This window comes from Mesorhizobium sp. BR1-1-13 (assembly GCF_020165515.1).
Classification (GTDB): Bacteria; Pseudomonadota; Alphaproteobacteria; order Rhizobiales; family Rhizobiaceae; genus Mesorhizobium.
The window spans coordinates 168,274-184,621 of record NZ_JAIUIH010000006.1; the positions used below are offsets into that span (position 1 = coordinate 168,274).

The following is a 16,348-nucleotide window of genomic DNA, read 5'->3' on the forward strand; positions in this document are numbered from 1 at the left end:
TAGGGTCAAAGCTAATTGCCACCAGTCCCGGATGCCGATGGGCGAGGGCGAGGATTTGGGTTTCTAGCTCACAGTTGTAGGCCATAAGCGCCTTCACGGTCTCAAGGGGGCTCTCGTAGCGGGCCATCAGCTTCTCCGCTTCGGCATGCAGTTCCGCTTTGGATTGGGACCTAGATACATCGTGGCCATTTGCCGTGTCTCCTAGCGGGCTGCGCGGCGCGGCGCAGTGAGCGCATCAAGCCTTTCCTGAAGGTGGCCGTTAAGCACGATCATCTCCTTGAGAGCCTTCATCACGTCGCCCTGGTGTGTAGCCACGAACTTCTCGGCGGCGACTTGGAGCGCAGCCTCTTGGCGGCTGTCGAGCCTGACAATGTGGTCCATCTCATTGACTCCTAATTTTCCATGGTCGCAGTGAACAAAAAGGGAACGAAAATGTCAATGGGTGAATTGACTCTTTGAGGAATAGCTTCCTATGGGTTGGCGATGCCGGAGCCCAGCAGCCGAACCCGCCGCGTCGTCCAGACGCTCAGCCGTGCCCATGACATTGGGCAGCTCATCCGCGTCCGCTGCATCAATTGCAACATCACGCGGCACTACCTGCCGGGCGACCTGCTCAAGCTCATTGGAGACATTCCGTTCTGGGATGTGGAGCGGCATATGCGCTGTGAGCGGTGCAAGCGGCGGGAGTTCGACGTGGACATTCTGCTGCCCAGCGCTGGGCAGGGCATTAAGATACGCGTGAGGCGGCTTGTGGCGACCCGCATGGTGCGCCGGGTAATCTGGCGAGATGACTGAGCCCTTACGCTATGGTTGCCCCAACGGCTAGCCGATCAAGTTCTGCCGGCGAGGGAACCCTTCCGACCTCCACACAGCGCTTCAGCAGCCCGGCCAAGATGCGACTGGCAAGACTGTAGCCCACCACCAGCTTATCCGGCTTGGCTTTTGCACCGTGCACTGCTTGCGAGCGGATAGCATAAGCCTTTTTCACCTCATCGAAATAAGCGGCTTTCTGGTCAGGGGTGCCGTCCATCAGAATTGCAGCGTAGAGAGCCAGTCTTCGGCTGAGTTCCGCATCGACTGAAAGCAATCCTTCAATGCCCGCCCAAAGCAACATGATCCGAATGTCGTGATCTGGCAGATAGTGGGCATTGCCAAAGCACTTCATCGCCGACTCGAACTCAGGAATTTTGGCCAGACTTTCGAAACTCTCCAGGTGCTCCTTGGCCCAGTTCAGTTGCCTTGAGGTAGCGGGATGGATTTCGGGCACCGGCCTTACAAAAGGTGTCCGGCTGGCCGCAGAATACTTGGGCTCATTGCCATCACATACGGAGTAAAGGCTGAGGCATGGAGAGCCGCAAGCGACGCTTAGCAAGTGGAACAACCAAAGCGCGTTCCATCCTTTCACAACGAGCTCTTCGCCACCAGCCGCTTCTTCAACCACCATTTCGAAGGTTGCTATTTCGTCTCCTTGGAGGGCGGCGGCATAGTCCGAAAAGCGACCGCTGCCACTCGCGGCGGCTGAAACATCGAGCCGCGTTAACGAAGGACCTAGCCATATCCCGGCGGACAGCTCGAACCGCTCCGGCACCGTGATGCCGTGACCAAAAATCGTGATAGTCGTGCTATCAGCCCCCGCAACTATCCCGACCATGTTAGAACAGTGACCCCTGAGCCGGAGCCTGCTGTGGGAACTTGATCTGTGTGGCCGGCTTCTCGACAATGACCAAGGCATCGTCCGGCGCTGTCCGCTGCATGTGCCGCGCTTCGGTCCACGGGGCTGTGAGCCAGGTTTCCACTTCCTCACGAGTGATGAGGATCACCGGCATGGCCTTTTCATGGATCGGCTTGATGAGGGCGTTGGGTGCAGTCGTCATGAAGCCGTAAAGCTCAAAGTCGCCCGGCCCGTCCTTGACTCTGCGGACACCTTGCCAGCGCGTCCACATGCCCGCAAAGAAGAACAGAGGCCTGTCCTCGCCCCGGGCAAACCAGTAGTTCCGCTGTATGCCTGTCTCTGGGTCCTTATCGCCGGGCGTGGGGCTCGGCTCCGCAAAGCTCGTGACGGGCACCACGCAGCGGTTCTCCACGCCAACGTATTGCTGCCAATGGCCATACTGCGGATTGCGGATGTTGGTGGTGCCATAGTCCGCCTTGCCCTCCACCCGCTCAGCCGGCGTAGGCATGCCCCATAGCAGCTTCGCAAGCTCCCGCTGACCATCGGGTGCGTTGCGGACCACTGCACCCGGCATGTTGGGATAGACATCTAGCGAGGGCTCAAGGTTGCCCAGGCTGTCCCGCATGGCGCGGGTCCACTCGCGGATGGCGTCTTGGCTGGTGGTGATGTTGTAGAGATTGCACATGGCGGCGAGTGTGCACTAGGTCACACCCCACGAGCAACGCTGACTTAGTGGCTGCGGTAGTGTCCCCTGACATATGTGCCGTTCTTCCGATAGTAGCCCCGCACCGCCACGGTCTTCGGCTTGCCGGTAAGGTTGCTGATATCGCCGTAGCAGCTCCCGTTTTCTGCACAGAGGCCAGCCGATGGGATCGATGGTTGATAGGTCGGGTGATAGGTGGGCTGCGGTTGGTAAGTAGGGGGCTGATAGGTCTGGGCCTGTGTGCTCGGCTGAGGCGGCATCACGGCAACCTGAGCGGCATCGCTGCTGGACGGGCTTGCTGCCCCCGATGTGGCCGCTGCTGCTTGGTCCGAGGGAAGTGCCACCCGCTCAACGGGGCTATCCGCAGGGACAGGCTGATAGGGAGGCGGAGGTGGCGGGCCGGGGAAGACGTTTAGGACTGTGCTTTCAGGGGGCGCTTGCGCCGGGCCGGTAGTGCAGGAAGCAACCACCAGCAAGCAAAAACCAAGAGCAGTGACGCTAAGCCCGCCCATGCATTCTACTCCCCCAAGGGTGAGATAGGAGAGCTACATTAGAGCAATGTCAATAGAGGCCCCAGCTGCGCGGAGTGCTTACAAGTCCGGCACAGGCTTGTCCCGGCAGCTAAACTTGCTGTCTGTCCCCGAGTCCTTGATGCTCGAATTGTAGAAGCGCCCCTTGGACTCTGCGGCCAGCAGCGCGGAGACCGTGCCCTGGTCAATCTCGCAGTAGTGATACCAAGTCTGCTTGAGGCGGATGAGCATATAGGAGTGCTCGGCATTGTAGCAGACGCGCTTGACCACGCTGCTGTCCAATTCGCCCGAGCATTCAAATTTGGCGAGGTCCACAGGGCCCCGATATTTCACCTCAACTGTCTCCGCGTATAGGGGGCTGACTGACACCAACAGCAGCACCCAGCACGAAAGCAATCGAGCTTGTTTCAGCAAAACCACCATACCACCCACTCCCCAGATGAGCCGCCCGAGATAGGCTTAAACCGTAACACCTACGCCAACGATGATACGCTGCCTCCCCAAAGGAGCACACCAGACATGAGCGATTTGGAAGTTTCAATTTGGTTCGCCAAGATCAAGGCTAACGGCCCGCTCGCGGTGATCGGGACGCTATTGGCCGCATTCGCTCTGGCGGTTCTAGTTCTGTTTTGTGGGACCGGTGGATTGCAGGTTGGGGTGCCTAGCGTCTTCCCCAACGGCACAACGCAAAGCTCACCGACCAAAGCCGAGCCGCTCCACTAAGCTCATTCGTTCTCGGCAAGTATCCGGAAGACGCTCGCCCGGCTAATGCCCAACGCTGCCATGATGTCACCAGCGGACTTGCCTTCCGACCTGAGGCGCAACACCTCGCCGGCTTGACGGCGGGCGGTAGGCTGGCGGCCAACATACTTCCCTTCGGCCTTGGCCTTGGCGATGCCTTCGCGCTGCCGCTCCAGCATCAGTTCCCGCTCAAACTCCGCGATGGAGCCCAACAGGTTTAGCATGAGCTTCCCGGTCGGGGTGGAGGTGTCAAGGTTCATTGCAAGGATGCGGAGGCCCACACCTTTCGCCCGCAACGCTTCGGTGATTGTCACGAGGTCGGCCACAGAGCGAGCGAGACGATCTAGCTTGGTGACGAGGAACGTATCCCCCTCTCTCACCCAGTCCAGCGCTGCTTGAAGTTGGGGCCGCGTGTCAGCCACAGAGGAAAGCTCCTCACGGAAGACCTTCGTGCATCCCGCCGCGTCGAGATCTCGGAGCTGGGCCTCAAGCCCTGCCTTCTGGTCGGTGGTGGAGGTGCGGGCGTAGCCCACGAGCGTACTGGCTGGCATTTCGGAGTCTCCATTTTAGATGACCGTATGAGACCATTATGTGAGACTGCGATACATTTTGTCAAGAGACTACTCATGTGAGACTCACTGGACCATAATTTCGGGGACTCACACGGGCTTGCCCTAGTGAGACACGCATTCAACTACCCGCAAGGCCACAGAACGCTCGCCAATACGATTCAACGATAAGGCGCCAAAGGGGAGGGGGGGAAATGCTTAACCACCCGTACGATAAGCCATCTCAGATGCGAGACCCACAAATTTCGTCGGCTGCCGAGGGGGATGCCTAGTTGATCTTCGGCAGAGCTAAATGCAAGAATGCCTGCGGGAGGGGCTATGCTCAAAGAATGGACCATAGGGAATTTTAAATCCTTCAGTGGCACTACAACGATTCCGCTTGCTCCCATCACGATATTGGCCGGCGCCAATAGTAGCGGCAAAAGTTCGATCATACAAAGCATCTTGCTCGTTAAGCAGACGCTACAATACGCGCCGGCGACCAGACCGATTGGCCTGAATGGGCCGCTGCTTAAACTGGGCAGGTTCGACGACATCAAGAATGCGTCAACCGCAGCTCCCGACATACAACTTGGTTGGGTATTGGACGATCTCCAGTCGTATCGGTTTTCCCCCGGGGGAGTCCAAAGTCCTTTTATGTTCTATCCCGGCGACCAGAACCCAACACGAGCAACAATACATCTGGCGTTCGGCCTTGCCGATCGGAAACGTCGCAAGAACAATCGCGCCAACCCTTCTGCGGAACTCTCGCAATTACAACCAACGCTGACTTCTCTGTCGTTCAGAGTCGAAATAAACCGTGAAGGAGGTGTCAGGAATTCATTCGTGAATCTTAATAAAAAGGCCCAAGCTGTTCAGAAGATAGACGACATCGCAAGCCAGTACGCCGATCATTTGCGCTATTCGGTCAAACGCATTGATGCAGAAACTAGAGAGAATATTATTGAAGGGCGGCCCGAAGGCAGTATCGCTGGAGCCGATCTGAAACACTTTCTGCCATTCAGATTTGGGTTTTCGTACAATCAGAGAAAATACTTCTCACATAAGGTGGCTGAATACATCGTAACACCAAATTCGCATATTCGATATACGGAGCCGGAGATTGGGGATTACGTCCTTCCTCCAAATGTTGTAGACCTAATATTGGATCATATAACAGCGACACACGAGGCCGGTGCCAGTTTACCAACACTTTCACTAAGGGGTGCTTCGATAGCAGAGATCGCGTCTAGCATCCGAGGTACGAGGGTAACGGCCAAAGAATTTGCTAGGCGATTGGATGCAATTTATCGGCATAGCCCGCGTTCGCGTCAGGCCGTGCGGACATCACTCATTGAAAAACAGGAAGAGATTCAGCAAATGCTGCTCAAGCAGAGCAGTGGCCTATCTGAAATTGGCTTTGATTTTGGATATGCACATGAGTTCGTGGTTTCATCCGAATACATCCAGAACTTTTTCCAATCCAGCATCCACTATTTAGGACCTCTACGCGACGAGCCGCGCCCCATCTATCCTTTGGAGGCATTAATTAACCCAAAGGACGTGGGCTATAAAGGGGAACATACGGCCGCAGTGCTCGATCTGCACCGGGAGACGCTAGTTGAGTGTTTCCAAAGTTCTGATGCCAGCATGCTAATCGGCGCAGAGAGGGTTACTGTTCCTCTGTTACAGGCAGCCCAAGACTGGCTTTCGTACCTGGGCGTTGCTGAGGCCGTTAACACGACCGACCTCGGCAAAATAGGCCACCAACTGCAGGTGAGCGTAGACAAAGGCAGCCGCAACCATGATCTGACGAACGTCGGGGTAGGAGTAAGTCAGCTGCTGCCTATAGTGGTGATGTCGCTGCTCTCGGAAGCCCCATGTTTGTTGATCTTTGAGCAGCCCGAACTACACCTTCATCCTAAGGTTCAGGCCAGGCTGGCTGATTTCTTTTTTTCGCTTAGCCTTCTCGGAAAGCAGTGCCTCCTTGAGACTCACAGTGAGTATCTCGTAGAGCGGTTCCGATTGAGAATTGCACAGGCGCCCGGCGAAGAGCTTAACTCACGGGTAAAAATCTATTTCACCCAGAAGGTCAATAATCAAACTGTTTGTACGCAGGTAAAGCTATCCAAATATGGGGCTATCCTGGATTGGCCCGAAGACTTTTTCGATCAGTCTGAGAACGAAACGGAAGCGATATTAAGGGCGGCACAACAAAAGAGGAAGAGCGAAATTCACTCCTCGGCCAAGTCGGAAATCAAATGAAGCCGATAGCGTTTTTGGATCTCTCAATATTCGCAGTTCCGAACAGTATAGACACCATAGAAGGTTTCAACTCGCTTTTCGGACGTCTTGAAGATTGGGCTAGCAGGACTGCGACCCAAAATTGTATAAACATAGTGGTAAGCGACAATGCTATTGACGACCTTACACTTGCAAATTGCTTTCCCGCGCTCCATAACATACAAGCATTGCTGGAGATGTATGACATTTCACACGTATTTTCTGCAAGAGATTTGAATAAAAGGATCTTCAGAATTCTCAGTCGTTCCGTAAGTCTTAGCGATGCAATTGGCATTCGAGTTGATCAATGCACAGCCGATTGCTCCCCAACGGAAGCTCTGGAAAATATCTCCGAAGTGCTCCTTGCCAGTGCTCACAAACTGGCTTGCGCGGTCGGTGTCTTCCTCCATTTGGCTCCGGATGCAAAGGGAATCGTGGCGATCGTCCAGGGTTACGAAGTTCAGGGAGCAGTTCTCGATTTTGCCGGCTCAGAGATCGAGGCGACTTTCTTGCATCGGGCGCCTCCAGAGGATTTAACGAATGTGGATGAGCAGATTAATGTTGCAGCGTCACCAAAAGACTTCCTGAACGGTCTATTGGCCGACTCAGCTTGGGTCATGGCTGAGCAAGGTGCAGAGCTTGCCCTGCCTATTGCTTTGAGGGCAGCTGAAAAACTTGGAGTTGAGATAGACGACTTGCCGTTGGGTGTTGGACGAAAATTCTCCGTCGGAGAAAGTTTTTATTCCTCGCTCGCAAAGGTCGAAGCTCTCGGCAATCACAAGCACGCCCACACCACTCTCGATCGTTGTGCCACAGTCGTTGCGGACAACACCCTTCTATTTGAGCGTGACTTTCAGAAGAACCGACGGGTGGACAGCGCAGAGGCCCGACGGGTTCATCTAACAAAAGGAGGGGTAGGCCTGCGGCTCATGTTTTGGGAGCGAACGAACGGGGGAATTGAATTCGCAAATGTTGGCCCAAAGCATGAAGAGGTTATTGTCGAGGGGAATCCAAAGCACACATTTGAAGCTTTATTTTGAATTCGATATCGGCAACTTCACGGCCTCCACAAGCGCCCTCTTCGCCTTCTCCGGGTCCTGCCCCGCATAACCGTGCTGGCTTAGGTCAAGGCTCTTCGCGCGGTCGCTGTCCGTATGTCCGACCACCCACGTGATAGTCCACTCGTCAAAGCCCTCTGCTCCGGCAAGCCTGGCGTCACGCGCCTTTCGAATGAACCAGCGGCGGAACGAGTGGAAGTCCACATTGCTCTTCGGCTTGTCGTTCGGACGCTCATCCACGCCCACCTTGCGGCGATACCGTGTGAACTGCTTGGCGGCCGGATCGGAGCGCGTCTCTCGTGACTTTGGGGTCGGCGGCAAGTCGTCGAACAAATAGTCGCTGTCCTTCTTGCCCGCCGTGCGCCGCTCTACGATCTCCTTAAGGCCACTGTGGATCGGGACGGTACGGCGGGCGCTATCCGTCTTCCCTGCCCAAACGCTGAACATCTCATCTCGGCAATCCGAAACGCGGAGCTGGCAAATCTCCTCGATGCGCATTCCGCTTAGCGCTCCGACAGGCATCAGGTCATTAAGCAGTGGTCCGCCGTTGCCATTGAGTAGCTTGGTCATCTCCGCATCAGCGAACGGACGCTTGCCCCTATCAGTCTCCGCTTCGCGTGATTGGCGGCGCACTGCTGGAATCCTTTGGCCTGCCCAGGGGTTCTCACTGGCCGGTAGATGCCCCTTGTCGAGAAGCCATGTCCAGTATTGCCTAATGAAGCCCAGATAGGCGGTGGCCTTCTGGCGGCTTCTTCCGACGAGCAGCGACTCAGAGAGGAACTTGCCAGCATCCACACGTCTAACGGCTTCAAGAGCGACTGGCAGCCGGCTATCCCGAAGCCAATCTCCCAGCCATCCTAACACTCTCCGAAAGTCACCCTCAGACTTGAGCCGGTAGCTTTGGTGTTTGAGGAACTCAGCTGCATGGTGGTCAAGCGGGGTGACTTGTCCGCTGGCGAGCGCGAAGAAGGCTTTGGCCGTATCCAGGCCCTTGGTCTCTTCAAGTTCATGAGCCCGCAATCTGATCGCATATTCCGTGCCCTCGTCGTCCTTAGTGAGCCTATGCCGGAGAGCCTCCGCCTCCACCGGGTCATTCGTCGCCAAGACCTTCTCGGCTGCCGCGATGGCTCCCTTGAGGCGGGATACGATGGGCCACTTGCGGGCATCTGCTTCCTTGAGATCGGCAGTGTGAAGAGGATACGTGAGCTTGCCTCTCCCGATCAAATCCCGGACCCGAGCCGGCACCTTGACGCGGACCCGCCACTGCTGCCCGTGCCATTCGAGATATTGCCGTTGGTTTGCCATTTCGCACCCGGTGCCCCACGCTGGTGCCCCACAGGTGAGTCCTAGAACGCCAGAAGTCAAGGGATGCAAGGCGTTGCGAGCCATGGAGGAGAGTGTCCCGCTCTCTCCGCCAGTTTTCGCCGATTGGCTTGATCGATTGAATTTGTTCCGCCTTCGGCGAGGGCAGATGTCTCACGCCGATACCTTGGAGTGGAATGCGCCCGGGTCGAACCGCGATCAGCGGCGGCGGTTTTTGTTGTGTTGTTCCATGCGCCCGGCAAGCCACCACCCGCGCATGCCTAAAAATGCGTCTCTCCGCTCTGGAACTTCCCGCCCCATACCGCGTTTCCCGGCGTCTCATTAGTCGATCCCGCCAGGATTTTCAAAGCACTGTGACAACCAGGAGCCCGCTTCATGCACGACAAGCTGTTTCACTCACCGGTCGCGTTGACCGTCGGCCTCGGCTTCAAGCGTGAAATTGCCTCGCTCGCCGAAATGCACGATTTCCTCACCGAGTGGACGACCTCCCGCCGCGGCCCGCTCTATCGCAATGCGGTGAAGGCATGCGCCCTCGCCATCCCCGGTTACATCACCATCGAGCAGGCGCGTCGAGCGCTGGTCGAATTTGCGGAAGCCGCCGGTATCCTTTGGCCCGAGGTCGATCCGGCCCTGGGGGCACGCGTCGTTGCGCGCGGCCGCGGCGGCTACGCCGCCTGATCATCGTGGCGTCGCGGTGACCTGATCCGCGCCACCTCCAAAGGCCCGGCCTGGTCTCCCAGCCGGGCTTTTCCTTCGCGGACTATGCGGCCTCGGCAGTGATAGCGCCGGCAATCGTCGAAGGCGATGGCTTGCGGGCCATCGCCCGAAGACCGGACGACGACAGATAATTCCGGACATCACACTGGAATTGGCTGATCTGAAATTCCATCGGACCCTGCCAACAGCCGCAACGGCAACAGCTTGTCTGTTCTGAGACTCTCAAAGGAGAGCGACCCGTTTGCGCGAAGAGTCTCGGGCACCGGCAGACGTACAAAAACTCCAAAGAAAAGAGCCAGAAGGCCGCCGATTCGACCTTTCAGATGGAGCCGTGCTGCATCCGCTTGCGCGTCGGTGCGAAAATCTCCTCCGCCAGCGTTTTGGACCGCAGGGGGACGCCGGTGGTGTGAGTTTTTAGCTCTGCGCTAGCGTATCGTGCACACGCATTTACTCTATCTTCCTCAACCTGTAATAGAGTGCCCGTGGCGGTTGGTCTGAACGGTGCCCACTGCTAACCAATGCGAAACGCCAGTTCGGGGTGGCGGCCTCGACGGTGGAGGGGGACTGCTGGTGTCTCATATTCTTTATCCAATTGGCAGGGGTAGAGGGTTCATGTTGCGGCAAACGACCGCGATGAGCAGCAACGGCATTTCGCCGGCCAGGAAACCGTCGTTCACCGGTCACCCCGGCTACCCGACAGGAGCCGCCTGGGAACGGCCGTCTTCGATCGGCGAGCAAGCCAGGTGCTTGTCGGCCTCGCAGTCGAATCCGCTTTTGCGCGCTCTGGTCGCTGCCGGATTATTCGTCGGCATCGCTTCGCCTGCCATGGCGCAGGTGGTTTGTTCTCCCGTGGCAGGCACCGCCTGCGGTGCGGCGGGCGGAGCTGGGGGGCCTGACCGTGCTTCCAATGGCGGCGAAGGCAATGGGCAGGGTGGGGCGTCACAGGACCTCTCGCAAGGGCGCGCGCCTGTTTACGGGCTGCCGGCATCCGATGGCCACGGCGGCGCTGGCGCCACTGGCACTGATTCAGATGGTTCCAGCGGCCCTGCGGGCGGACAGGGCGGTAACCTGGGCACGCTGGCCGGCAGTGTCGTGACCGGAGGACGTGGTACGGATGGCTCCCTGGACGAACACATAGCGAGCGGCGGCGGCGGCGGCAGGGCGGCTGAATTTATCCCAGGGGGCGTCTTCACGTCCGGTGGGATCTCTTATGTAGGCGGCGGAGGCGGCAACGGTGGCGCGCCCACACAAGCCACCGGCGGCGGCGGCGGGGGCGGCGGCGGCGCTGGGCTCATCGTGGGTACGGCGAGCGGCAACCATCAGCTAACGATAACCGGTGGATCTTCCGTCACAGGTGGCGCAGGCGGCAATGGCGGCGAAAACATAGCCGCTACCCCCCCACTTGGGGCGGTGGCGGTGGCGGCGGCGGTGACGGCGTGCTGCTGCTTGGCCAAGATGCCGCGGTCGTCATCGATGCCACCGGCCTTGTTGCAGGCGGCGCCGGCGGCGCGGGCGGCTATGGCACCTTCGCTAAGGGAGACGACGGCGATTCTGGCGCGGGCATCCGGGCCATGGGTATCGGCCTCAACGTAGACAACCATGGCACGATCCGAGGTGGTAGCGGCACTGGCGGCGGCGCGGCGGGCGTCGGCATCATCACGCAGGGTGCGGCCAACATCACCAACTACGGCATGCTTTCGGGCGGCACGGACACAAACGGCCGCGCATCCTCGGTGCTGTTCAACGGGACGAACAACACGCTCAACCTACAATCCGGATCGACGGTGCTTGGCGCCGTCGAGGTGGGCTCCGGTGCTTCCGCGACGATCGATCCGGACACCACGGTCACCATCGACGGAGCCAGGCTGGATGGCGGTGGCGCGCAGCTTCTGCTCGACCTGGCATCGGCGTCGCTCGACATGGGGTCGAGCATCACCGGCACAGGGGACGTCTCGGCTTCCGGCACCGGTGCGTTGACGCTGCACGGCGTCAACCTCATGGGCTCGCTCGATCTCGCCAACTCGGGCGGCGTGGTTACGTCCGGTGGCGTCATCGGCACCAGCGGCCTGCAGCACTATGCCGGCCCCGTCCAGATCGGCGCCGACACGACATTCTCGAGTACGAGCAATTCCATCACCTTCGACCGATCCATCGACGGCAGCCATGCGCTCGAGGTGGATGCGGTGACGGGCAATGTAAACTTTGGCGGCGCGCTTGGTGGATTGCAGGCGTTGAGTTCAGTGGTTGTGCACTCGAACACGCTCTCAATCGGCGGGGTAAACGCCGGGTCGCTCTATCTCGATGTGGCAACCAGTATCACGCAGTCCGGCGCGTTCTCGATCACCGGCGCCAGCATCTTCCAGACCGATGGCGATCTTACCCTCACCAATGCGAGCAACGCCTTTGGCGGCGCTTTGCAGATTCAGAGCGCCAATGTCGACGTTACCGCATCAGGCGACCTGAATGTCTCGTCGCTGTCGGCCGCCCCTCTCGGTGACATCACGCTGACCAGCGGCGGCGTCCTCACCTTGCCCACGACCGGTCTCTCCACGGGTGGTACGATCATCCTCAAGGGCGCCTTTGTTCCTGGCGAGCTGTCCGCGCGATCCATCGATCTGGACGCAACAGGCGGCCTCATCTTCGACGACAATGTCATCGCGACTGAAGACCTCGCGCTGCATGCCATCGGAAACATCAGCCAGACGGCGGGCGTGATCGTCGCTAACATGATAAGCGCCGATGCAGGCAGCAACGACGTGACCCTGAGCCAGGCCGGCAACGCGATCAATACGGTCGAGGACATATCCGCGCGCGCTTTGAGCATCGCGAACAGCACGGCGCTGACCTTCGCAGGCACCGTCCATGTGGATACGCTCGATCTGAACGTCGGAGTGGGTGCATCCATCACTGGATCGGTCACGGCGGATACGGTTGCTAATCTGTCCACCGGCACCACGCTTACCGTCGGCGCCGGCGGAACGGCCGGCACCCTTCAGGCCGACGTCGTCGATGATGGTGTGTTGGCATTCAATCGCAGCGATGCGGTGAGCTTTGCCGGTGCCTTGAGCGGCTCGGGAACTCTCGTACAGCGCGGAAGCGGCAGCCTAGTCTTCGACGGCGATGGCTCGGCCTTCCAGGGTCAGACGCGCGTCGAGGCTGGCGAATTTGTGGTCGGCAGTGTCTCGGGAAGCGGCGCCAATCTGGCGGGCGACATCACCGTTGCCGATGGCGCGACGCTTGGCGGGCATGGTTCGGTCGGCACGACGACAGTGCTGAGCGGTGGCACGCTGGCGCCCGGCGCCTCGATCGGGACGCTGACCGTCAATGGCGACCTGGTGATGGCACAAGGGACGAAGCTGGACTTCGAGTTCGGCGCGCCGGGAGTGGGCGACAGCGTAAGCGTCAACGGCAATCTCTCGCTCAATGGCGTCGAGCTGGACGTCACGGATACCGGGACGATGGGACCTGGCGTCTACCGTATTTTCGATTATAGCGGCACGTTGTCGGAGACCAATGGCGGGATTACTTTCGGCTCTATTCCAGGCGGCTCGCAGTTTCAGTTGCAGACGCTGCTCGGACAGAAGCAGATCAACCTGCTCAATGTCGGCGGAGCGACGCTGAATTTCTGGAATGCCAACGGCCTGGCATCGGGCAGCCAGCGCGGAGGCGGCGACGGCACCTGGTCGACCACGTCACCGGTATGGACGGATGAAAACGGCTCGATAACGGGAGCGATGAGCCCGCAGCCGGGCTTCGCCATTTTCGGCGGTGAGGCCGGCCTCGTCTCGGTGGACGGCATCGACGGGAACGTCGTGGCATCAGGCATGCAATTCACCTCGGACGGCTATCATTTGGTTGGCGATGCATTGACGCTGGTGGCGGATGCCGGTCATCCGGCTCCGGTGGAGATCAGGGTCGGCGACGGCGGCGCGGGTTCGGAGAACTGGATCGCGACGATAGACAACGAGGTCGCCGGCACCGACGGGCTGAGGAAAACCGGCGCCGGCACACTGGTGCTTGGCGGGACCAACACCTATTCGGGCGACACCGAGATCGACGCCGGCGTGCTTTCTGCTTCGGCGGATGCCAATCTTGGGGACTACAACGGCGCGCTCACGTTCAATGGCGGTACGTTGCAGGTGACCGGCACCACCTTCGACGCGACGGCCCGTGCGGTGACGCTGGGCGCCGCCGGCGGCACGATCGACATCGTCGATGCCGGCAACCAGTTCCGGATCGGCGCGAGGATCGAAGGCGACGGAGGCCTGACCAAGGCCGGCGCGGGCGCGCTGCGGCTCGGCGCGGCGAGCTCCTATGCCGGTGCGACGGTGGTCGAGGCGGGCACGCTGGCACTGGATGGCGACGGCTCGGTCGCGGCGAGTTCCAGCCTGTCGCTCAATGGCGGCAGCTTCGACATCGCCGGCATCGCCGCCGATGCGACCGGCGTCAACACGCTCTCTGGCGCCGGCGGTAGCATCGCGCTGGGCGGCAAGACGCTTGTCGTGAGCCAGGCCGCGGATGCCGTCTATGCCGGTACGATCAGCGGCGGCGGCGTCTTCGTGAAAGAGGGCAATGGCAGCCTCACCATGACTGGCGACAGCAATGACGGCGCCGGCGGCAGCGTGACGGTGGAAGGCGGCGTGCTTGCCCTTGCCGGCACCGGCTCGCTCGCAAGCCGGTCGCTCGTCGTCGACGGCGGCATATTCGACATTGCGGCTCTGGCGGCCGGCGGCACCACCGTGCAGGGCCTTTCCGGCACGGGCGGCGTGCTTTCGCTGGGCGACAAGACGCTGACCACCGATCAGGCTGTGGACGCGACCTTCGCCGGCGTGCTGAGCGGCACGGGCGCCTTCGTCAAGGAAGGCGATGCAGAGCTGACGCTGACCGGCGACAGCTCGGCCTTTGCGGGTCTGGTCTCGATCATGGGCGGTGGTCTGTCGACGCAGGCACAGCTTCTCAGCGGCGATGTCGATATTGCCGCCGCGGGCACCCTTACCTTCGACCAGACGAGCAATGCCGCCTACGCCGGTGCGTTTTCAGGTGCTGGCGCCTTCATCAAGCAAGGATCGGCCATTCTTGCCTATGACGGCGACGGCTCGGGCTTCACCGGCACCACCACGGTTGCGGAAGGATCGCTGATCGTCGGTTCGGACAGGGCGCATGGGGATGCCGTGCTTGGCGGCGCGGTCGATGTGCTGACCGGCGCGTTGCTCGGCGGCCATGGCACGTTGGGCTCTGTGACGCTCGGCAGCGGCGCCACCATCGCGCCCGGCAACTCGATCGGCACGATAAACGTCGCCGGCGATATTACCTTCGCCGCCGGCTCCACCTATGAGGTGGAAGTCGATCCGGCCGGCACCGACAGCGACCTGATTCACGCCACCGGCCAAGCCACGCTCAATGGCGCCTCGGTTGCCCATATCGGGCTCGGCGGAACCTACAAGCCGTCCTCCCTTTATACGATCCTCACCGCCGATGGCGGGCTGACGGGCACCTTCGGCGACGTGACCTCCGATTTCGCGTTCCTCAACCCGGCGCTCAGCTACGATGCCGACAGCGTCAATCTGCGACTGGTACGCAACGACGTCGACTTCTGCATGGCCGGCATGACGGCGAACGAATGCGCGACCGGCACGGGGGCAGAGTCTGTCGGCTCCGGCAATGCCATCTATGACGCCATTGCCGGCCTCAGCGCGTCCCAGGCCGGCAATGCCTTCGACCAGCTTTCGGGCGAGGTGCATGCGAGCGTGAAGAGCGTGCTGATCGACGACAGCCACTTCGTGCGCGATGCCGCCACCGACCGCATCCGCTCAGCCTTCGCAGCCGTCGGTTCCGAGATCACGCCGGTGCTTGCCTATGGAGAAGACGGCAACAGGCTGGCCGCCGCCGATACGCCCGGCACCGCCGCCTGGGGCAGGGCTTTCGGGGCTTGGACCGATCTCGACGGCGATGGCAATGCGGCGGCGCTTAGCGCCTCCACCGGCGGCTTCCTCACCGGCATCGATGCGGGCCTCGGCGACAACTGGCGCGCCGGCGTCATGGGCGGCTACAGCCACACCTCGTTCGACGTCGGGGGCCGAGCCTCTTCCGGCGACAGCACCAACTGGCATCTCGGCCTCTATGGCGGCGGGCAATGGGGAGCATTGGGGGTAAGAGCCGGTGCAGCTTACACTTGGCACGACATCGAGACCGCCCGTTCCGTCGCCTTCCCGGGCTTCGCCGACAGCCTGTCGGGTGATTATAGCGCCGGCACCGCGCAGGTGTTCGGCGAAGTAGCCTACGACATCAAGGCGGGCGCGATCGGTCTCGAGCCCTTCGCCAACCTCGCCTATGTCAACCTGCACACCGACGGCTTCACCGAGAAGGGTGGGGCGGCGGCGCTGACCAGCGCCTCCTCCGATACCGACGTCACCTTTACCACGCTCGGCCTTCGTGCCTCGACCAGCCTCACGCTCGGCACCGTCGAGGCGACCGCGCGCGGCATGCTGGGCTGGCTCCATGCCTATGGCGACACCGCGCCGCTGTCGTCCTTCGGCTTCGCCGGCTCCGACGCCTTCTCGATCGCAGGCATCCCCATCGCCAAAGACGCCGCCTTCGTCGAGGCCGGACTCGATCTCAATCTCTCCCCCAACACAACGCTGGGCATCGCCTATCAAGGCCAGTTCGCAGGTGGCGCAAATCAGAACGGATTCAATGCGACCTTCAAGGTTCAGTTCTAGGGAAGGCCAGCCAACCATGCCTATTTCCGAAAGCATTCTGTCGCAAATCGGAAA

Annotated in this window: 12 protein-coding genes; 6 read left to right on the forward strand and 6 right to left on the reverse strand. The window is 60.2% G+C overall.

Annotated features, from left to right (window positions below):
• Positions 1–201: 201 nt before the first annotated feature.
• Positions 202–381, reverse strand: a complete 180-nt coding sequence (locus LB533_RS16265; protein ID WP_224677728.1) for a hypothetical protein — start codon at positions 379–381, stop codon at positions 202–204.
• Positions 382–483: 102 nt separating this feature from the next.
• Here LB533_RS16265 and LB533_RS16270 point away from each other — a divergent pair, with 102 nt between their 5' ends.
• Positions 484–795: a hypothetical protein gene (locus LB533_RS16270; RefSeq protein WP_224677729.1), complete on the forward strand. Its 312-nt coding sequence runs from the start codon at positions 484–486 to the stop codon at positions 793–795.
• A gap of 4 nt (positions 796–799) precedes the next feature.
• On the opposite strand, the gene LB533_RS16275 is transcribed toward LB533_RS16270, so the two are convergent.
• The 3 genes from LB533_RS16275 to LB533_RS16285 all read right to left on the reverse strand — a co-directional run bounded on the left by LB533_RS16275 (position 800) and on the right by LB533_RS16285 (position 3,328).
• Entirely contained in the window at positions 800–1,651 is an 852-nt protein-coding gene (locus tag LB533_RS16275) for a HEPN domain-containing protein (protein ID WP_224677730.1), read from the reverse strand.
• A 1-nt stretch (position 1,652) separates the two neighbouring features.
• A complete protein-coding gene (locus LB533_RS16280) occupies positions 1,653–2,357 on the reverse strand; it encodes an SOS response-associated peptidase (protein ID WP_224677731.1) in 705 nt (234 codons plus the stop codon).
• Between the two features lie 608 nt (positions 2,358–2,965).
• Positions 2,966–3,328, reverse strand: coding sequence for a KTSC domain-containing protein (locus tag LB533_RS16285; protein WP_224677732.1), 363 nt, complete (start codon positions 3,326–3,328; stop codon positions 2,966–2,968).
• A 96-nt stretch (positions 3,329–3,424) separates the two neighbouring features.
• On the opposite strand from LB533_RS16285, the gene LB533_RS16290 reads away from it, so the two are divergent.
• The gene (locus LB533_RS16290) at positions 3,425–3,628 is read left to right on the forward strand and encodes a hypothetical protein (protein WP_224677733.1); all 204 of its coding nucleotides are present in this window, start codon (positions 3,425–3,427) and stop codon (positions 3,626–3,628) included.
• Positions 3,629–3,630: 2 nt separating this feature from the next.
• Here LB533_RS16290 and LB533_RS16295 read toward each other — a convergent pair whose 3' ends face one another.
• The gene (locus LB533_RS16295; protein WP_224677734.1) at positions 3,631–4,197 is read right to left on the reverse strand and encodes a recombinase family protein; all 567 of its coding nucleotides are present in this window, start codon (positions 4,195–4,197) and stop codon (positions 3,631–3,633) included.
• Between the two features lie 336 nt (positions 4,198–4,533).
• Here LB533_RS16295 and LB533_RS16300 point away from each other — a divergent pair, with 336 nt between their 5' ends.
• Complete coding sequence (locus LB533_RS16300) at positions 4,534–6,459, forward strand: AAA family ATPase (protein ID WP_224677735.1); 1,926 nt, start codon at positions 4,534–4,536, stop codon at positions 6,457–6,459.
• Positions 6,456–7,517, forward strand: a complete 1,062-nt coding sequence (locus LB533_RS16305) for a hypothetical protein (protein ID WP_224677736.1) — start codon at positions 6,456–6,458, stop codon at positions 7,515–7,517. The genes LB533_RS16300 and LB533_RS16305 overlap by 4 nt, the downstream gene beginning before the upstream one ends.
• On the opposite strand, the gene LB533_RS16310 is transcribed toward LB533_RS16305, so the two are convergent.
• On the reverse strand, positions 7,509–8,840 hold the full coding sequence (locus tag LB533_RS16310) for a DUF6538 domain-containing protein (protein ID WP_224677737.1): 1,332 nt from the start codon (positions 8,838–8,840) through the stop codon (positions 7,509–7,511). The genes LB533_RS16305 and LB533_RS16310 overlap by 9 nt on opposite strands.
• Before the next feature lie 393 nt (positions 8,841–9,233).
• On the opposite strand from LB533_RS16310, the gene LB533_RS16315 reads away from it, so the two are divergent.
• A complete protein-coding gene (locus LB533_RS16315; RefSeq protein WP_140640609.1) occupies positions 9,234–9,536 on the forward strand; it encodes a DUF982 domain-containing protein in 303 nt (100 codons plus the stop codon).
• A gap of 1,475 nt (positions 9,537–11,011) precedes the next feature.
• The gene (locus tag LB533_RS16320) at positions 11,012–16,294 is read left to right on the forward strand and encodes an autotransporter domain-containing protein (protein WP_210239911.1); all 5,283 of its coding nucleotides are present in this window, start codon (positions 11,012–11,014) and stop codon (positions 16,292–16,294) included.
• The last annotated feature ends 54 nt before the right edge of the window (positions 16,295–16,348 follow it).